Genomic DNA, 17061 nt, shown 5'->3' with positions numbered 1-17061 from the left:
CCGATCTGGAGAAGCGAAGCGTTCCCCTTTATCCCCCGATTTTTACCTATGAAAATAAATCATTAAATCGGGGGATAACAGGGATCGAAGGACGGTACTGCAATCGGAGTACTCAAGTATCAATCTCGAATTAAATTTACAAGTCAGGAGTATGGCGATGAAAAAATCAGTAATCTACTGGCTATTGCTGCCGGGATTCGTGTTTTTGGCGGCATTTATGATCATTCCGATTGTCCTGACGATCGGATCGACGTTTTTCCAAGAAAACTCCTTCACGTTTGAAGGATACATGCATTTTTTCAGAGACCCATACTTTTTGAAAATACTGCTTACGACGCTGCAAGTCAGCGTGGTCACCACCATCGTCTGTGTGGTGCTCGGATTCCCGACAGCTTATTATATTTCGCAGAAAGCGCCGCGTCGCAAAGGCATTTTGCTGGCACTGGCGATCTTCCCACTGCTGACCAGCCCGGTCGTGCGTTCGTTTAGCTGGATGATCATCCTTGGACGCAAAGGGCTGATCAACAACACCCTTGTTGGTCTGGGGATCGTGGACAAACCATTGGACATTCTGTACACGCCAGCAGCGATGATGATCGGTCTGACGCATCTATTCCTGCCATTGATGATTATCTCTCTGGTGGGCGTGCTGGAGAACATTGACGGTGACCTGCTCAAGGCAGCGCAAAGTCTCGGCGCATCGCGCATTACGGCATTCCGCCGGGTTGTATTCCCGCTGGCTGTGCCAGGACTTGTGATCGGAGCTGTGCTTGTCTTTGTCGGAAGCCTGACGGCGTATACCACACCTGCCCTCCTTGGAGGCAAGCAGCGCGTGATTGCTACGTTCCTGTATCAGAACGCCATGACTCTCAACGACTGGTATCTGGCCTCGGTTGTTGCCGCGATTATGATTGTGATTACATTTGTCGTGGTCGGTGTCATGAACAAAATGGCCAAAACTTTAAATCCGAAGGGGTAGACATATGCGGGAGAAACATATCGGGCTGGGCCTGTTCAGTCTGCTGGTCTTTATCTTTCTGCTGGGCCCGCTTCTGATCATATCGATCACTTCGTTTGAACCGGGAACGGTACTCAAATTTCCGCCGGAAGGGTTCTCCTTCCGCTGGTATGAGAATATTTTCAACACAGGCGGTTTCCTCCGCACGTTCCAGACGTCCATCATCATTTCCTTGCTGGGGAACCTGTTGGCACTGGTGCTTGGAGTTCCGGCTGCGTATGCACTTAGTCGTTACGATTTCAAAGGCAAGTCCGTGCTGAACGCACTGTTCCTGTCTCCGGTACTGATCCCGGGAATCGTGCTTGGTTTTACATTGATGAAATATCTGATCGTAATCTACCATCTGCCGATGTACCTTGGACTATTGATTGGTCATACGATTATCATGCTTCCATTCATCATTCGGGTTATCGCGTCGAGTCTGTCGAGCTTTGACTTCGCCGTGGAAGAAGCTGCGCTGAGTCTTGGGGCGGGACGGGTGAGAACGTTCTTCACAATCGTGCTTCCCAACATCCGCTCAGGCATTATCGCTGCAGTGTTGATTGCCTTCCTGGAATCGTTCAACAACGTGGACATCTCGGTATTCATGACCGGACCAGGGGTAAGTACATTGCCAATTCAGATGCTGACGTATGTGGAGAATTACTTTGACCCAACGATTGCAGCGATTTCCATGCTATTGATGGTACTAACCGGACTTTTAATGTTCGTGATCGAACGGATCATGGGCGGATTTTCATACTTTACTAAACGTTAATTGGAGGCGCAGAACGCTATGGCATTGCTGACATTAGACCACGTATCCGTGGCATACGATAAGCAGACAATCCTGAAGGATTTTCAGTTGGAGCTGGAAAAAGGTAAACTGCTCTCCCTGCTCGGACCGAGCGGTTGCGGCAAAACAACTACGCTGCGCCTCATCGCCGGATTTCTGGAAGCATCACAGGGTAAGTTTATGTTCGGCGGCAAGGATTATACGAAAGTTCCGGCGAACAAGCGCAACTTCGGATTTGTATTTCAGAGTTATGCATTATTCCCGCATCTGTCTGTCTATGACAACGTGGCCTTTGGCCTGCGGATGCGCAAGGTGAAAGACAAGGATATCTCTTCCCGTGTAATGCGAATCCTTGAGGTGGTTAACCTGAATGGATTTGAGAAACGTTTTCCACAAGAACTGTCGGGTGGACAGCGTCAGCGTGTGGCCATTGCTCGTGCCTTGGTCATTGAGCCTGACCTGCTCTTGTTCGACGAACCGCTCAGTAACCTGGATGCCAATCTGCGCCTGAACATGCGGGTCGAGATTCGCCGGATTCAGCAAGAGCTGGGCATTACAACGTTGTATGTCTCTCATGACCAGGAAGAGTGTTTCTCGATCTCGGATCAGGTAGCCATCATGAACAAAGGTGTGGTCGAGCAGCTCGACCGCCCGGAAACGATTTTCAAATATCCGGCAACGGAGTTTGTCGCACGATTCATTGGATTCCATAACTTTATTGAATTCGCGGATCGCAGCGATGCAGGTGAAGTCATCACATTACATGCGGGTGGACGCACATTTACAGCAACAGCACATCCCGGAACAGCACGTCCCGGTGCACGCAAAGGCGCGATTCGCCCGGATGATCTGATCGTAAGTGGTGATACCTCTGCGGATGTGGTGAACGCTTTGCCGGGCATTATCAAAGTCAGCACGTATCTGGGACGCAGCTATCAGTATGTAGTTGAGACGGAACTGGGTGACTTTACAGCCAATCAGGAGATGGAAACACCGTACCTTAGCGGGCAGCGTGTTAGCCTGATCTTCCCACAGGACAAGCTTGTACTGGTAGAGTAGCGATGAATGTATGGAATAGCTTGAAGAAATAAGAGCAGCAAAGAAGGCAACTCATGCGATGATTCCGGATGATGGCGGTGGTGCGCAGTCATGTGCAGCACAGCAGATTAAAGTGCAGGTTCATTGTCCGGTTCGGATCGCAGTGAAATGCTTGTGAAGAAGGAGATTATGCCCCATGCGTGCAGATCAACTGATTGTGAATGTACATGTGTATAACAGTTATTATAAACGATTTGAAATGAACAACGTCGCTGCTGTGTTGGACGGCAGATTCCTATATGTTGGACCCGGTGGACCGGAGATGATTCAGGCAGACGAAGTCATTGATGCACGAGGAAGATACATGATTCCTGGTTTGATCGATATCCATCTGCATATTGAAAGTACGATGGTGACACCGGAAACCTTTTCCCATGGCTTGATTGGCTGCGGGGTAACGTCCATTGTTGCAGAACCGCATGAAATGGCGAATGTGTTTGGGCTTGAAGGAGTTCAGGAGATGATGGCTGCAAGTCGGGAGACGACGGTGGACATGTTCTATGCGATCCCAAGCTCCGTTCCGGCAACCCCGATGGAGACGACAGGTGGTTCGATTGAAATCGAAGATATGGACGTGCTGCTCGCCACTGGCGAGATTATCTGTCTGGGTGAGATCATGAACTATGTCGATGTCATCCGTGATCCGGAGTGCAAGACGAACCAGATTTTACAGCATATCCGCAAAAACTATCCTGATCTCGTGATCGAAGGTCATACACCGAAACTGCTTGGACTCGATCTGCATCGACTGATCTACGCAGGTATTGATTCCGATCATACCCATCAGAGCATTGAGGGATTACAGGCACGGATTGCAGCAGGTATGTTTATTGAAATCCAGGAGAAATCGATGACGCCTGAAGTCATGGAGTATCTGATTCAACATGATGTGGCACAGCACTTCTGCTTCGTCACAGATGATGTGATGCCGGATTCACTGGTGGAGCGTGGTCATCTGGATCATATCGTACGCAAGGCAATTCAGATGGGGATGCGTCCGGAAGATGCGATCTACGCAGCAACGTCTACCCCTGCTTCCCGTATGAAAATGACCGATCGCGGCAGCATTGCCCCTGGCAAAGTGGCCGATTATGTGTTGGTGTCCAACTTGCATGATCTCTCCATTGATCAGGTGTACAAAAATGGCCGCAAAGCTTATGACGATTACGAACCGTATAAGCAGGAACGGATCATCGGGCAATTCCCACCTCACTTCTATAAGAGTGTGCAGTTAGAGAAACTGGGCGCAGCAGATTTTGCTATTCAGTTGTCCGACCCGAAAGTCAGTGGATCAGGTGTTGATCTCGCTGGTGAAGGTGAGTACCAATGCCGTGTCATGATGGTGAAGGATGGTTCTACTTTTGTGGAAGAACATATTGCACCGGTTCAGTCTTCGAATGGCGAATTGTTATGGGAAGAAAGCGGATATGCGCAGATCGCGACCTTTGAACGTTATGGTGTGAACGGCAATCGAGCACATGGCCTGATCGGTGGAGACACCATCAAACGCGGCGCCATTGCAACGACATATTCACATGACAATCATAACCTGCTGGTTGTAGGACGTAATCGTGAAGATATGATATTGGCAGCTAACAACGTAATTTCGAGCCAAGGTGGCTTCTGCGTGGTGGAAGACGGCAAGGTGCTGTCCCATCTGGAACTTCCCGTAGGTGGCATTCTGACGGAAGAACCACTCGCAGTGGTATCCCATCAAGTGAAGGAACTGCGTGCAGCCATGTTGTCTCTTGGTTACGTGCATTACAACCCGATCATGTCGATCAGCACTCATTCTCTCGCGGTAAGTCCGGCGCTGAAGATCACGGACCATGGCCTGATTGATGTGAATGCAGGTAAGGTTGTATCGTTGATTGTATAAGTGGGATAGACACATCTGGTGGTCTTCTTCCGATGATTGATTAGATTATTCGTTGTTATATCGTTGGTGTGTTCTATAAGAAAAAGAAGTCCCGGTTCATTCAAGTGAACCGGGGCTTCTTTTTGGCAAATTCATATACGTATTATTATGTTCTTGTAATTATAGTTAATACAAACCCTGTTTATATTAATTTCTCTGGATTCTTCACCTTAATGGAGACCACTTCTCCGCAATCCAAACAAACGGTATATACTCTTTCTGAACCAATCGACAATTTCTTATCCAATGGACGAAGATTGATGAAGTCGGATGCCTGTACGAAAGATGTGCTTCCACAATCGGTGCATTTCTCTACTGTAGTACTCATATGTTCATTCCACCTTTTAATCATTTTGGATGTGATCCTTAATAAATTATATTCCAGTAACTGGGATGTAGCAATTATTGATTGTCCACGTTTACCAAATCCATTTTGGACGAGGCATAGGATTACATATATAGTAAGAAGAGAATGTTTGGACTCATAGCAGGAGGATAGAAAACGATTATGAATGAAATAAATCATGCTAAAACCATATTTTTTGACGTGGATGATACCTTATATGATCACTTACAGCCGCTTCGTGGCGCGTTGCAGGACGTTCTCGGCTTGCCGAATGATTTCCTATATGCTGAGGCATATCACCGTTTTCGTTATTACAGTGACTGGCTATCTGCACAAGAAGATCTGTCTGCTGTACCGGAGCCGGATGCGGTGGAGCGAATGCGCCGTCGGAGGTTTGAGCTGACGATGGAGGAGTTTGGACTCTCCCTACAACCAGGTCAGGCTGAAGAACTGCAAGCTCGGTATCTGAGCAGACAGTTTGAGATTGTGCCTTTTGAAGGAGCCTATGAGCTAATTAGAAGGCTTCAGGCAGAGGGCCATACCGTTGGACTAATCACCAATGGAGAAGGAGAGCATCAGCGCCGCAAGCTTGAAGCACTGGATGTGCTCAGTCTCGTGGACGAGCATCTGATCTTCATCTCTGGTACGACTGGTTATGCGAAACCGGATCGCAGATTGTTTGAATATGTGAGTAAGCAGTCCGGGACAGATGCCCGTTCCAGCTATTACATCGGAGACTCGTGGCGTAATGATGTAGTAGGTGCAGTGGATGCAGGCTGGAAGGTTATCTGGTTCAATCATCGGGAGGCGTTGCCGGAATCCGATCATCAGCCTCATTTTGTAGCATCGAGCTATGAAGAGATCAGTCGTATTCTGACTTTTGAGGTTGTCCGAGTTTAAGGAGATATTTGTTGAAAGGAGCAGTCCTGTTACCGTTTTAGGTGCAGGTCTGCTTTTTAGTGTTTAAAGAAAGACTTCATTTCTTACGTTATACCTTCTATAAAGGCATTAATAATGAGATGTCTAACTCTTCGCTTTCAATTACAATGGCCATGAGTCCAGCTTCTGTTTTGGTTTCGTGCCATTCATGTGTATCCCAGAGTACGGCTTCCCCACAATGCACTTTAATGTATTCATTTGCTTCGCCTCTAACCCAACCTTCTCCACTTACGATCAAAAGCAGTTGAGGAACCACAGCTTGGTGATAACCGACTACTCCACCCTGTGGCAAGTGCATACATCCGATATGAGCTGTTTTGTCGGTCTGCGTAATACGTGACATGACGAAATTAGAATCAAATTGGGTAATCTTTTTCCCTGACTCTTCTTTAAATTGAAATATCCTCATGTTTACCTCCGCAATCGTGACTAAGTTAACTTCCTACAAGGGCAACGTTCCTTATGATGGTATCATCCTAATCCAAAATAATATGGAAACCCAATCAGATGAGTCTATCATAGCTCCAATCGTTGAGGAATAGTTTGTTTACAAATCTCATTTCGTTAACGCCTGTGCCGTTGATTCTATGAAGTTGTACTTCATGGAATCTTCATTCACAAGACAGTGCAAAAGCCTTCCCAAACTATAAATGCAGTGTTATAATTAAAACAAGATTTAGATTAAGTCTAAATTAAAACGATGAATCAAAGTAACGCCATAACAATCATTTACATTCTATTTTTATATTCGAGAGGGGATAAATTCCATGAGCACAATCCAAACTAGAAACAACACTTTTGCTAACAATGCCACAGCACTTCAAGATGTCCTGAACCGTCAGATCGCAGGTTGGTCCGTATTGTACACGAAACTGCATAACTTCCACTGGTATGTCCAAGGACCTCATTTCTTCACACTACATGCCAAATTCGAAGAGTTGTACAACTTGGCTACGGCGAATATGGACGAAGTTGCAGAGCGTTTGCTGGCTATTGGTGGACGTCCGGTGGCTACAATGGCTGAACAGCTGCGTCTGTCTCCAATTGAAGAGGTACAAGGCCAATTGTCTGCTGAGCGTATGGTAGAGTCGGTGGTTGCTGATCTGCGTACCATGGTAGAAGTGATTCATCAAGGCATTCACGAAGCGGGAGAAGCAGAAGATAACGCAACGGAAGATATGTTAATTGGATTCACCGCTGCGCTGGATAAAGAGGTCTGGATGTTAAACGCATTTCTGGGCAAATAAGCAAAGTTACCCTTCATCCTGACAACGATATGTAGAGTCCGTGAACAAAGTGCCCGTTCGCTTACAAATCCAGTGCGCTTGCCGTATAATGATGGCATCCAAGATGTACAGAATGGTGGAATGAATGATGCGGTCAGACCTGGAACAATTGCAGGAAGAAGCTGAACGGTTTATATATACATGTTATGAAGAGCTGGGCCATTCGCGTGAAGATGCGCAGGCCCGGCTTGTTGCTGTTATGGAGGAGATCAAAGTAACGGGTACCTATGTGCATACCACAGAAGAATTGGAACAGGGTTGCAAAATGGCCTGGCGGAACAGCAACCGATGCATCGGGCGGCTGTTCTGGGATAAATTGCGGATTGTGGATGCCCGTCATGCCGATACGGCAGGAACGGCAGCGGATGCTGTGTTGAATCATATTCATGTGGCATCCAACGGAGGCAAGGTCATTCCGATGATTACAATTCTTCCTCCGGATGGTCCGAATGGAGCCCCGGTACGTGTCTGGAATCATCAGCTCATTCGTTATGCAGGATATGAGACAGAGCAAGGCATTATTGGCGATCCTGCTTCCGTGGGGCTGACCAAGGTAGCCATGTCACTTGGCTGGCAAGGAACAGGTGGCTCTTATGATGTGTTACCGCTCATCATTCAGGCACAAGGACAAGCGCCAGAGTGGTATGTTATACCCGAAGAAGAGATTGTGGAAGTGATGATTGAGCACCCGGAGCAGAAGGAGATTGCTGAGCTGGGTATGCGTTGGTATGGTGTGCCGATGATCGCCGATATGCGTTTGGAGATTGGCGGTATATCCTACCCGGCAGCGCCGTTTAATGGTTGGTATATGGGTACGGAGATTGGCGCCCGTAATCTGGCGGACACGTTCCGTTATAACAAGCTGCCTGCGGTGGCGGCAGCGTTTGGGTTGAATACATCAAGTGAAACGACATTATGGAAGGACAGGGCTTTGGTGGAACTGAATGTCGCTGTGCTGCATTCATTCAAAAAAGCAGGCGTGAGCATTGTGGATCACCACACGGCAGCAGCGCAATTTGCGATGTTTGAACAGCGGGAAGAGAAGGCTGGACGTGAGCTGACCGGGGATTGGGTGTGGCTGATCCCGCCAGTCTCCCCGGCGACGACGCATATTTTCCACAGTTCGTATCGCAATGAGATTGTGAAGCCGAACTTTTTCCATCAGAAGCAGGTGTATACGCTGAAAGATGGCGTGGCATCTGCCGCAGAACTGCGAAGCAGTGAGCAGCAGAATGCACAGGTAGAGCATCCCCAGCCACTGGCCGGGGATGCACCAATGAAATGCCCGTTTGCACATTAATTGTGCAGACGGGTTATTTTTTGTGATCCTTTTTTCAAAGGCAGGGCTACCCCTCTTTCAATCGGTACCGACTGCGCATCATACCCTGAACGGCAATGGCTACCGCAATCAGTACCAGATTGAACACAAACACGGAGTACAGCGAACCAACCTCCATCAGCAGCGCTGCAACCAGTGGGGATACGATGGAGCCGATCTCAGCCGCAGAGACAATTTTGCCTATGACAGAGCTTCGACTCTCATCGGGGATATGATCACCGACATGGGCAAAGAACGAGTCCATGTAACATGCCCCGCCAACCCCGCCAATCAGCATGCCAACGTAGACCCATAGATGGGATGACGTGCTTAGAAATACAGCAACTTCGATGCCAATCAGGAACATGCCGAGCATACATAGCAACAGACGATCCCCCATCCGGTCAGAGAGATAACCAACAAAGGGTGCAGCGGCAAGCGTAGAAATCCCGGATACAGTGAAGGCGAGACTGGTTGCAAAGGGGTCCCAATGCATGATGTGAGCTGCATACAATGCGAAGTAGGTGAGAAACACCGCATAGGCGCTCATCTCCAGAAAATGTACTGTACCATAGCCGAGAAGCTGCTGACGCTGGGTAAGCTCTGTAGTTGGGCTAATCGTTATTGAGCCGGAAGCTTGATTGGATTGGGAGATACCCGTACCTTGCGTATGCAGTGCATCGGATGTTGTTGAAGGTAAAGGAGGTGCCGTTGTTGTCTTCATTCCCATCGCAGCGACCACAGCCATCAGACAACATAACGTAACAAGCAGGAAAGGAACTGACAGAGGCCAGTGCAGCGCGAGCCAGCCACTAATAACCGGACCGAGCACCATTCCGCCACCCTCACTGCTGCTGATATATCCATTATACAGTCCGCGGTTGTCTGCATTGCCCCCATCTCCGATGATGGAACGCACGACCACGGTAAGCCCGGTGGAAGCCAGCCCTTGCAGCAGTCGGAGCAGGCCGAACAACACTGCAGCAGTAGACACCGCAAAGCCACCCATGCAGACAGCGAGCAGTAACAGCATGAGGATGAGAGCACGTTTACCCCCGAGTTTCTTATAAATTGCCGCAGCAGGAATGCCACCAATCACTTTCCCCACATAGAAAAGCGCAAAAATAACCCCCATCATCCAGCCAGACAGGCCAAATTCCTCAATAAACAAAGGAAACAGGGGCAGGATCATGAACCCGCCCATCTGACTAAGGAAACAAATCGTTATCAGCAAAGGCAGATTACGACGAATATCCAAGAGCCAAGACTCCTTTCACATATAAAATGGAATCCCAAACGTGCTTCATATCCCAAAGGAATGCGTAGATATCGACATATACCCGTAATGTATGCAGGATTTTTGAGAATAAGAAGAAAATGACACGCGGCGTTTACATCAAAACCATTGCGGTTATACCTGAATCATATATAATAGATGGGTTATCTATAAGGATGCATGAACGAAAGTGTACAGAATTAAAGAGGTACCTCAAGTATAAGGGGGCGATGTGAAGCATGTCAGAACAACAACCGATTATCCGCTTCGAAGCGGTGACTCAGCAATACGATCAGGATGAAGCCGTATTGAAGGCAGTCAGCTTTGAGATTGAGCGGGGTAAATTTTATACGCTTCTTGGCCCATCGGGCTGCGGAAAAACAACGATATTGAGGCTGATTGCCGGTTTTGCGGAGCCGACTCAGGGCAGTATTTATTTTAATGGTGCGCTCATTAACCGGGTGCCTGCTCACCAGCGGCAGGTGAACACCGTATTTCAGGATTACGCGTTATTTCCTCATCTGAATGTATTTGAGAACGTAGCTTTTGGTTTGCGAATCAAAAAGATGAAAACGGCTGAAATTCGCAGCAAAGTGTTGGAAGCCCTCAAGTTCGTCAATCTGTCCGGTTATGAAAACCGTGAAATTGGCGAAATGTCTGGCGGACAACGGCAGCGTGTTGCGATCGCACGCGCAATTGTGAACGAGCCTGAAATCCTGTTATTGGACGAGCCTTTGTCTGCACTCGATCTGAAGCTGCGGACCGAGATGCAGTATGAATTGCGGGAGCTGCAACAGCGACTGGGTATTACGTTTATCTTTGTTACGCATGATCAGGAAGAGGCCTTGGCGATGTCGGATGAGATCTTTGTCCTGAATGGCGGCGTGATTCAACAGAGCGGTACACCGAACGATATCTATGATGAGCCGATTAACCGTTTTGTAGCGGACTTTATTGGGGAATCGAACATTGCATCGGGCAGAATGAAGCAGGACTTTGTGGTGGAATTCGCTGGTGCACAGCACGAGTGTGTCGATCAGGGTCTCCAGCCGGACGAGCCGGTAGAGATTGTCATTCGCCCAGAGGATCTGGAGATTACAACCGAAGAACAGGGCAAGCTCAAGGTCAATGTGGACTCCCAGTTATTCCGCGGGGTGCATTACGAAATATCCACATACGACGATGCGGGCAATGAGTGGCTTGTTCATTCAACGAAGAAAGCCGTTGTTGGCGCGCGGATTGGACTCTATTTTGACCCGGAAGCGGTGCACGTCATGCGCTTTAACGAGACTGAAGAAGAGTTCGACAAACGGCTCGAAGCTTATCAAGAGGCCGCTCATGCAGACTAAGGCCAGCACACGCAATGCGTATCTGATTCCATATGTATTATGGATGGTGTTGTTCGTTGTGGCGCCGGTTCTGCTGGTCATCTATTATTCGTTCTTCGATGTGGAGGGTAACTTCACGTTTGGCAACTACGCCCGGTTCTTCACGCCGGTGTACTTGCAGATGACGCTCAGTTCGTTCTGGTATGCATTTCTGATTACGGCGTTCTCGCTGCTGATCTCGTATCCAACGGCGTATATGCTAACCCGGACGAAGCACAAGCAGCTGTGGTTGTTGCTGATCATTCTGCCAAGCTGGATCAATCTTTTGTTAAAAGCGTACGCCTTTATCGGCCTGTTTGGAACGTATGGTCTGACCAACTCTCTGCTTGAAGTAGTGGGAATTGGCACACAGCAGATTTTATTCACCGACTTCAGTTTCATCTTTGTCTCGGTGTACATCTTCATTCCATTCATGATTCTGCCGATCTTCAATGCGCTGGAAGAGATGAATCCATCGTTGATCTACGCGGCGCGTGATCTGGGTGCCTCATCGTGGCTGACATTCCGCCGGGTGATCTTTCCGCTGACGATTAGCGGAGTGAAATCAGGCTGTCAGGCTGTATTTATTCCTGCGCTGTCTCTGTTCATGATTACCCGCCTGATTGCGGGAAACCGTGTAATTACGCTGGGAACAGCGATTGAACAGCATTTTCTCGTCACCCAGGACTGGGGGATGGGGTCAACGATTGCCGTCTTTTTGATTATTGCGATGGCGATTATTATGTTCCTGACCGGATCAGGCAAGAAGGAGGTGCGTAATGGGAAGAAACGGAAAGCTGTCTAACGTCTATCTGGCCGTTGTATTCGCCATTCTGTACGCACCAATTGCGTATCTGATCTTCTATTCCTTCAACAGCGGCGGTCATATGCGCAGCTTCGAAGGATTCACGCTTGAATGGTACAGAGAGGTGTTCGCCGATACACGGCTGCTCATCATTGTGCTGAATACATTTATCATTGCGCTCCTGTCATCAGCAATCTCAACGATCCTTGGTGTAGCAGGTGCACTGGCGATCTACCATGTGCGTCGCAAACGGACGAAGAATACGTTGCTGTCACTCAATAACGTGCTCATCGTTAGTCCGGATGTCATCATTGGTGCTTCATTCCTGATCCTGTTCACCATGATTGGCATCAAACTGGGCTTCACTTCGGTCCTACTGTCTCATATCGCATTCAGTGTGCCGATTGTCGTCATCATGGTACTGCCGAAGCTGCAGGAGATGAGCCCAACACTGATGGATGCGGCGCGCGATCTGGGCGCTGGATCATGGCAGATTCTGACGCGTGTGGTGCTGCCATACGTGAAACCAGGTATTTTTGCCGGATTTTTCATGGCCTTGACGTACTCGCTCGATGATTTTGCAGTCACATTCTTTGTCACGGGTAATGGATACTCCACGCTCTCGGTAGAGATATACTCCAGAGCAAGGCAGGGCGTTTCGTTGTCCATCAATGCGTTATCTACCCTGTTATTCCTGCTCACGGTGCTGCTGGTGGTTGGATATTACTTCATTAACCGCCGTGCAACACGGATACCACCTGGAGGAAAGGGGCTGCGACCATGAAGCAACTGGTACGGACATTTGCGCTTGTTTTTGCGGCCGCCTTTGCTCTTATGATCCTGGCTTCGTATCTGAACAAGAGTCAGGGGTATTCTGGCGGCAACACACTGACCATCTATAACTGGGGCGATTATATCGATCCTGATCTGCTCAAGGAGTTTGAGGACGAGACAGGCATTAAAGTCATCTATCAGACGTTTGACTCCAATGAAGCGATGCTGACTAAGATTGAGCAGGGAGGTACTACGTTTGATGTGGCGATTCCTTCTGAATATGCGATTAGCAAAATGAAAGAAGAAGACCTGCTCGTGCCACTCGATCATAGCAAATTAACCAACCTGGACAACATTGATCCGCGATTCATGGACTTGTCCTTTGATGAAGGCAACAAGTACTCCATCCCGTATTTCTGGGGCACGGTGGGGATTGTATACAATCCTGAATTGGTGGACGGGTTGACGTTTGATAGCTGGAATGACTTGTGGGACCCACGTTTGAAAAATCAAATCCTGCTCCTTGATGGCGCACGCGAAGTCATTGGTATGGGATTGAACAGTCTCGGGTATTCCCTGAACGATACCAACGAAGACCATCTGCAAGAAGCACTGAAGAAGCTGTCTACATTGACGCCGAACGTCAGAGCAATTGTGGGAGACGAGATCAAGATGCTGCTTGCGAACGAGGAAGCGGCAGTTGGACTTGTATGGTCCGGGGATGCGTCGGAGATTATGGATGAGAACGACAAGCTTGATTACATGGTGCCGGAAGAAGGCTCGAACCTCTGGTTTGATAACATGGTTATTCCGAAGACGGCGACGAATATTGAAGGGGCACACCAGTTTATCAACTTCATGTTGGACCCCGACCATGCCGCTCGCAATGCCGAGTATGTCGGGTACTCTACGCCAAACGCTGAGGCGCTGAAGTTACTGCCAGAGGACATCTCCGAAGATGAGCGCTTCTATCCAGACGAGACACTGACAGGCAAGCTGGAGGTCTACGATAATCTGGGTAAAAAAATGCTCTCGCATTATAATGACCTGTTCCTGGAGTTTAAAATGCATAGTAAATAACCGCCAATAGCGTGTACACAGTTCGTTAGATCCTCAAAAAAGACAAAAAGGGTAGCTGCTCGTCATTTCACTTGAATGACGAGCAGCTACCCTTTTTATATTACCTACTTCAGAGCAAAAGCGTAGGTTATGTTTTTTCGTGCACACGTTAACGGAGGGGACAGAAAAAACTGAAGAAGCGAAGCGCTCGCCTTTATCCCCGGATTTTCCCATTGTAAAGGGGAAAATCCGGGGATAGCAGCGATCCGAAGTTGTTCTGTCACCGCAGTGATCAAGTGGAAACGAATAAAGGGTTACATGCGCTTTTTGCGACCCACCATGATCCAAGCCCCACCCATAATCAGTACAATCGCTACAAAAGGCTGGATAAAGCTCAAACTGCTCAGCATCGTGCCAATCGACATCACAGCGAAGAACAGCAGCGAGATAACCGTCAGAATGTTGATGGGGATCAGCAACCATTTGTTCCGGCCACCGAACCAGTAGAGTTCAAACAAACCCACAGCTACAGCCAGAATGAAGCCCGGCCACATCGTACCCCAGTTGTTAAACAGCATGGCGATCTGACAGACAATACCCACAGTGAGCAACAATCCACCGGGAACCAGCAGTCCAACCCCTCTGCCAATCATGGAGAAGTAGAGCCAGTGGAAGAACAGTCCTAGTGGAATCACGAATAACGTGGGCCAGAAGGTCGCAAAGATCGTACCCGGACCGAGTGAACCTCCCTGGTTCAGAATCAGGTACACGCCCAGCAAAATGAGAACAGGCGCAAGGATCGTACGTTTAGCCATAATATCTCCCCTTCTCAATACAAGATCAATTTCCGAACAGTCGTATGTAGATCAATTACTTTCGTTACTCACAGCATACCATGAAGTGGAAATGTCTATCCTCCGTCTTTGGAGTTAAAGTGAACCTAGACCAAAGTCTAGGTACGTAAATTTGGGGAACTATACTCCCTAGGTGAGTGTGTAGTTGAACATGCTAAAAACCCACTCTGTTGAAGAGTGGGTTCTGTTTTTCTTTTTATCAAAAGCGAAGCTCGTTATTTCACCACATCCGAATGTTTCTTGCCCCAGCTGTTCACGCCGTCATCTTCAATAATGGAGATGGCTGCGTCGGCGATGTCGGGGTTCGTCATCAGTTTCTCCTGAATACGGAATTTGATGTCATCCGCATCCGCCAGGCTGAGTCCTTTGGTTAACTCAATCAGACCTTCCACATGATAATAACGGCCTTCCTGAATGATACGCATCATCTGAATATCGGCAACATGCGTATCTGCCAGAATGGTCTGGGATACTTTGTCCTCAATATCCTGCGGAGCCGCAACACCAATTAATCCGATCATATTATCGTAACCGACACGGAAGGCTACAGCGATCATCAAGCATCCAATAATCGTGGTTACAATGCCATCAAGCAATGCAAAATTGGTTAAGGCAATGACCACGACAGAGATTAACGCGAGCGTGGCACCCAGTACAGCGACAACATCTTCGTAGAATACGAGACGGGTTGGTGGCGCAGCACGGCCAACATTTTTGATGGCAGCAGGGACCAGGGCCAATCCGGCGGCTTTGGGTGCCCGTGCTTCTTTTAAGATTTCCTTCATGGCTTTGATCAGAATGGCCCCATCAATCAGAATGTTCAAGACGAGCACACCGATATTAATCCAGAGTCCCCCGGAATGACCGGCAGGATGCTGTAGCAAGTGAATCCCTTCATGAATGGTCTCATAGGCCATAATCGTCACAACAATAACAGCGATCATACAAAAAATGTTAATGACCCGTCCGAATCCGGTTGGGAAGCGGCGTGTAGGTTTTTTCTCGGATAACACACTTCCGACAAAGACAAACCCTTGGTTAATGGCATCAGCGAGTGAATGCATCGCCGAAGCGAACATGGCGCCACTGCCACTGAATAGGAAAGCTCCCCCTTTGCACACAGCAAGTACAGCATTACCTGCCATCGCGACGGCGGAGGAGGTGTTCCCCTTTTTGACGAGAGACATAAAGCTCTCAGACTTTGGTTGTTCAGCCACTTCGTATGTTCCTCCCAGATCAATGTAATGTGTAGAAAAGGTAGTTCTCATCTACATAGGTTGTGCATTTCCACTAAATGTTATTATAACCGCTTTGACATATCCCAGCATTATGCAAAAAAGGTCATATCATCATGGATTTATATAATCCATAGGAAGTGAAGATTACAGCTGAAGTAAATTACACTCCGTCAATACTCAATGGCATCCAAGGCACGTAGATTCCGATTGGACTGTTCCAACAATTCCGTAAATGTCCCAGCCACGTAATATACAAAATCCGGATCATGTATGTACATAATAATCTGCCCGTACGAACCTTCTTCTGTCGGATCAAAGTCGAACATCAGATACAGTGATCCACCTCCGAGCATGCCAAACGTAACCCATTTTTTCTGAAAAAGGTAGGGTTTGATTCGGGGATCGAGCTCACGGATCTCTTCTTCGGTAAAATAATCATCCATGCGGTTCTCCACCAGTGTGGAATGCTCCTTTTGAATCTTTTCCAGGGATAACAGGTAGAATGGCTCGGATTCCTGTCCATTCTCAAGGCTTGGGTACAAGACGTGAAAGCCATAACCGCTCCCATTTTTACGTTTATAAAACGCACGAAAATCAGCAGGCAATCGAATACCTTGTTCAAGCTCAAACGCATCAAGCTGCTCATCCGTCACGCCTTCAAACTGGCGATATGCCTCCAAGAGCTCCCGGTTTTCCTCATCTTGTACCTTCTCCTCCAGCAACATATCCAGTTCATCCATCAATTCATATATACGCTGTTCTGGCATGCATTTCCCCTCCGTATGAGCTATTCAAATAATATGGCGAGTGTTATGCGAGCAAACTCTGCCTGATTTCACCTCATATTATAGTTATAAGCCGCAAAAGCACACAAGAAACCGGAGTCCTTGCTTACATACTACAATGGTCTCATTATTCTAAGGTGGTTGTTGCGTAATTAGCACACCTGGCTCCATCCCAATCAATGATGTACAGCTTTCATGAAAGTCG

At 48.0% G+C, this 17061-nt stretch carries 17 protein-coding genes; 11 read left to right on the top strand and 6 right to left on the bottom strand.

Annotation, left to right across the window (positions count from 1 at the left end; genetic code table 11):
* Nucleotides 1–157 precede the first annotated feature (157 nt).
* The 4 genes from NLBNIHML_RS15365 to NLBNIHML_RS15350 all read left to right on the top strand — a co-directional run bounded on the left by NLBNIHML_RS15365 (nt 158) and on the right by NLBNIHML_RS15350 (nt 4770).
* Nucleotides 158–979: an ABC transporter permease gene (locus NLBNIHML_RS15365; RefSeq protein ID WP_036612869.1), complete on the top strand. Its 822-nt coding sequence runs from the start codon at nt 158–160 to the stop codon at nt 977–979.
* A 4-nt stretch (nt 980–983) separates the two neighbouring features.
* Nucleotides 984–1775 carry an ABC transporter permease gene (locus NLBNIHML_RS15360; protein ID WP_124116640.1) on the top strand — a complete coding sequence of 264 codons (792 nt, stop codon included), beginning with the start codon at nt 984–986 and terminating at the stop codon, nt 1773–1775.
* A gap of 18 nt (nt 1776–1793) precedes the next feature.
* A complete protein-coding gene (locus tag NLBNIHML_RS15355; RefSeq protein ID WP_339238458.1) occupies nt 1794–2852 on the top strand; it encodes an ABC transporter ATP-binding protein in 1059 nt (352 codons plus the stop codon).
* Nucleotides 2853–3027: 175 nt separating this feature from the next.
* Entirely contained in the window at nt 3028–4770 is a 1743-nt protein-coding gene (locus NLBNIHML_RS15350; RefSeq protein ID WP_342571294.1) for an adenine deaminase C-terminal domain-containing protein, read from the top strand.
* A gap of 181 nt (nt 4771–4951) precedes the next feature.
* Here the strand turns inward: NLBNIHML_RS15350 and NLBNIHML_RS15345 are convergent, their stop codons facing one another.
* Nucleotides 4952–5137: a hypothetical protein gene (locus NLBNIHML_RS15345; protein WP_494352220.1), complete on the bottom strand. Its 186-nt coding sequence runs from the start codon at nt 5135–5137 to the stop codon at nt 4952–4954.
* A gap of 180 nt (nt 5138–5317) precedes the next feature.
* Here NLBNIHML_RS15345 and NLBNIHML_RS15340 point away from each other — a divergent pair, with 180 nt between their 5' ends.
* Complete coding sequence (locus NLBNIHML_RS15340) at nt 5318–6055, top strand: HAD family hydrolase (protein ID WP_494352219.1); 738 nt, start codon at nt 5318–5320, stop codon at nt 6053–6055.
* Nucleotides 6056–6152: 97 nt separating this feature from the next.
* Here NLBNIHML_RS15340 and NLBNIHML_RS15335 read toward each other — a convergent pair whose 3' ends face one another.
* Nucleotides 6153–6503 (bottom strand): cupin, encoded by a 351-nt coding sequence (locus NLBNIHML_RS15335; RefSeq protein WP_342571291.1) that lies wholly within the window; start codon nt 6501–6503, stop codon nt 6153–6155.
* A gap of 358 nt (nt 6504–6861) precedes the next feature.
* Here NLBNIHML_RS15335 and NLBNIHML_RS15330 point away from each other — a divergent pair, with 358 nt between their 5' ends.
* Both NLBNIHML_RS15330 and NLBNIHML_RS15325 read left to right on the top strand, forming a co-directional pair.
* Entirely contained in the window at nt 6862–7341 is a 480-nt protein-coding gene (locus NLBNIHML_RS15330) for a Dps family protein (protein ID WP_339238446.1), read from the top strand.
* A gap of 127 nt (nt 7342–7468) precedes the next feature.
* The gene (locus NLBNIHML_RS15325) at nt 7469–8680 is read left to right on the top strand and encodes a nitric oxide synthase oxygenase (protein ID WP_494354714.1); all 1212 of its coding nucleotides are present in this window, start codon (nt 7469–7471) and stop codon (nt 8678–8680) included.
* A gap of 46 nt (nt 8681–8726) precedes the next feature.
* Here the strand turns inward: NLBNIHML_RS15325 and NLBNIHML_RS15320 are convergent, their stop codons facing one another.
* Nucleotides 8727–9956 carry an MFS transporter gene (locus NLBNIHML_RS15320; protein ID WP_494352218.1) on the bottom strand — a complete coding sequence of 410 codons (1230 nt, stop codon included), beginning with the start codon at nt 9954–9956 and terminating at the stop codon, nt 8727–8729.
* A 257-nt stretch (nt 9957–10213) separates the two neighbouring features.
* Here NLBNIHML_RS15320 and NLBNIHML_RS15315 point away from each other — a divergent pair, with 257 nt between their 5' ends.
* Genes NLBNIHML_RS15315 through NLBNIHML_RS15300 form a run of 4 tightly spaced genes read left to right on the top strand, consistent with a single transcriptional unit; the run spans nt 10214 to nt 14000 of the window.
* Entirely contained in the window at nt 10214–11323 is a 1110-nt protein-coding gene (locus tag NLBNIHML_RS15315; protein WP_494352217.1) for an ABC transporter ATP-binding protein, read from the top strand.
* Entirely contained in the window at nt 11313–12146 is an 834-nt protein-coding gene (locus tag NLBNIHML_RS15310; protein WP_017691799.1) for an ABC transporter permease, read from the top strand. The genes NLBNIHML_RS15315 and NLBNIHML_RS15310 overlap by 11 nt, the downstream gene beginning before the upstream one ends.
* Nucleotides 12121–12930 (top strand): ABC transporter permease, encoded by an 810-nt coding sequence (locus tag NLBNIHML_RS15305; protein ID WP_062836831.1) that lies wholly within the window; start codon nt 12121–12123, stop codon nt 12928–12930. The genes NLBNIHML_RS15310 and NLBNIHML_RS15305 overlap by 26 nt, the downstream gene beginning before the upstream one ends.
* Complete coding sequence (locus NLBNIHML_RS15300) at nt 12927–14000, top strand: ABC transporter substrate-binding protein (RefSeq protein ID WP_494352216.1); 1074 nt, start codon at nt 12927–12929, stop codon at nt 13998–14000. The genes NLBNIHML_RS15305 and NLBNIHML_RS15300 overlap by 4 nt, the downstream gene beginning before the upstream one ends.
* Before the next feature lie 293 nt (nt 14001–14293).
* Here the strand turns inward: NLBNIHML_RS15300 and NLBNIHML_RS15295 are convergent, their stop codons facing one another.
* The 3 genes from NLBNIHML_RS15295 to NLBNIHML_RS15285 all read right to left on the bottom strand — a co-directional run bounded on the left by NLBNIHML_RS15295 (nt 14294) and on the right by NLBNIHML_RS15285 (nt 16838).
* The gene (locus tag NLBNIHML_RS15295; protein ID WP_017691802.1) at nt 14294–14794 is read right to left on the bottom strand and encodes a hypothetical protein; all 501 of its coding nucleotides are present in this window, start codon (nt 14792–14794) and stop codon (nt 14294–14296) included.
* 254 nt (nt 14795–15048) lie between these two features.
* Entirely contained in the window at nt 15049–16050 is a 1002-nt protein-coding gene (locus NLBNIHML_RS15290; protein WP_339238437.1) for a cation diffusion facilitator family transporter, read from the bottom strand.
* 191 nt (nt 16051–16241) lie between these two features.
* Nucleotides 16242–16838, bottom strand: a complete 597-nt coding sequence (locus NLBNIHML_RS15285; RefSeq protein ID WP_494352215.1) for an SMI1/KNR4 family protein — start codon at nt 16836–16838, stop codon at nt 16242–16244.
* Between the last annotated feature and the right edge of the window lie 223 nt (nt 16839–17061).

Source organism: Paenibacillus sp. JNU01 (assembly GCF_059130585.1).
The sequence above is the reverse complement of the archived record's forward strand: the minus strand, read 5'-3'. Positions and strand labels throughout refer to the sequence as shown.

Excerpts from the sequence above, each read along its gene's own strand:
- NLBNIHML_RS15365 (WP_036612869.1), top strand. The coding sequence starts at position 158 with ATGAAAAAATCAGTAATCTACTGGCTATTGCTGCCGGGATTCGTGTTT.
- NLBNIHML_RS15360 (WP_124116640.1), top strand. The coding sequence starts at position 984 with ATGCGGGAGAAACATATCGGGCTGGGCCTGTTCAGTCTGCTGGTCTTT.
- NLBNIHML_RS15355 (WP_339238458.1), top strand. The coding sequence starts at position 1,794 with ATGGCATTGCTGACATTAGACCACGTATCCGTGGCATACGATAAGCAG.
- NLBNIHML_RS15350 (WP_342571294.1), top strand. The coding sequence starts at position 3,028 with ATGCGTGCAGATCAACTGATTGTGAATGTACATGTGTATAACAGTTAT.
- NLBNIHML_RS15345 (WP_494352220.1), bottom strand. The coding sequence starts at position 5,137 with ATGAGTACTACAGTAGAGAAATGCACCGATTGTGGAAGCACATCTTTC.
- NLBNIHML_RS15340 (WP_494352219.1), top strand. The coding sequence starts at position 5,318 with ATGAATGAAATAAATCATGCTAAAACCATATTTTTTGACGTGGATGAT.
- NLBNIHML_RS15335 (WP_342571291.1), bottom strand. The coding sequence starts at position 6,503 with ATGAGGATATTTCAATTTAAAGAAGAGTCAGGGAAAAAGATTACCCAA.
- NLBNIHML_RS15330 (WP_339238446.1), top strand. The coding sequence starts at position 6,862 with ATGAGCACAATCCAAACTAGAAACAACACTTTTGCTAACAATGCCACA.
- NLBNIHML_RS15325 (WP_494354714.1), top strand. The coding sequence starts at position 7,469 with ATGCGGTCAGACCTGGAACAATTGCAGGAAGAAGCTGAACGGTTTATA.
- NLBNIHML_RS15315 (WP_494352217.1), top strand. The coding sequence starts at position 10,214 with ATGTCAGAACAACAACCGATTATCCGCTTCGAAGCGGTGACTCAGCAA.
- NLBNIHML_RS15310 (WP_017691799.1), top strand. The coding sequence starts at position 11,313 with ATGCAGACTAAGGCCAGCACACGCAATGCGTATCTGATTCCATATGTA.
- NLBNIHML_RS15305 (WP_062836831.1), top strand. The coding sequence starts at position 12,121 with ATGGGAAGAAACGGAAAGCTGTCTAACGTCTATCTGGCCGTTGTATTC.
- NLBNIHML_RS15300 (WP_494352216.1), top strand. The coding sequence starts at position 12,927 with ATGAAGCAACTGGTACGGACATTTGCGCTTGTTTTTGCGGCCGCCTTT.
- NLBNIHML_RS15295 (WP_017691802.1), bottom strand. The coding sequence starts at position 14,794 with ATGGCTAAACGTACGATCCTTGCGCCTGTTCTCATTTTGCTGGGCGTG.
- NLBNIHML_RS15285 (WP_494352215.1), bottom strand. The coding sequence starts at position 16,838 with ATGCCAGAACAGCGTATATATGAATTGATGGATGAACTGGATATGTTG.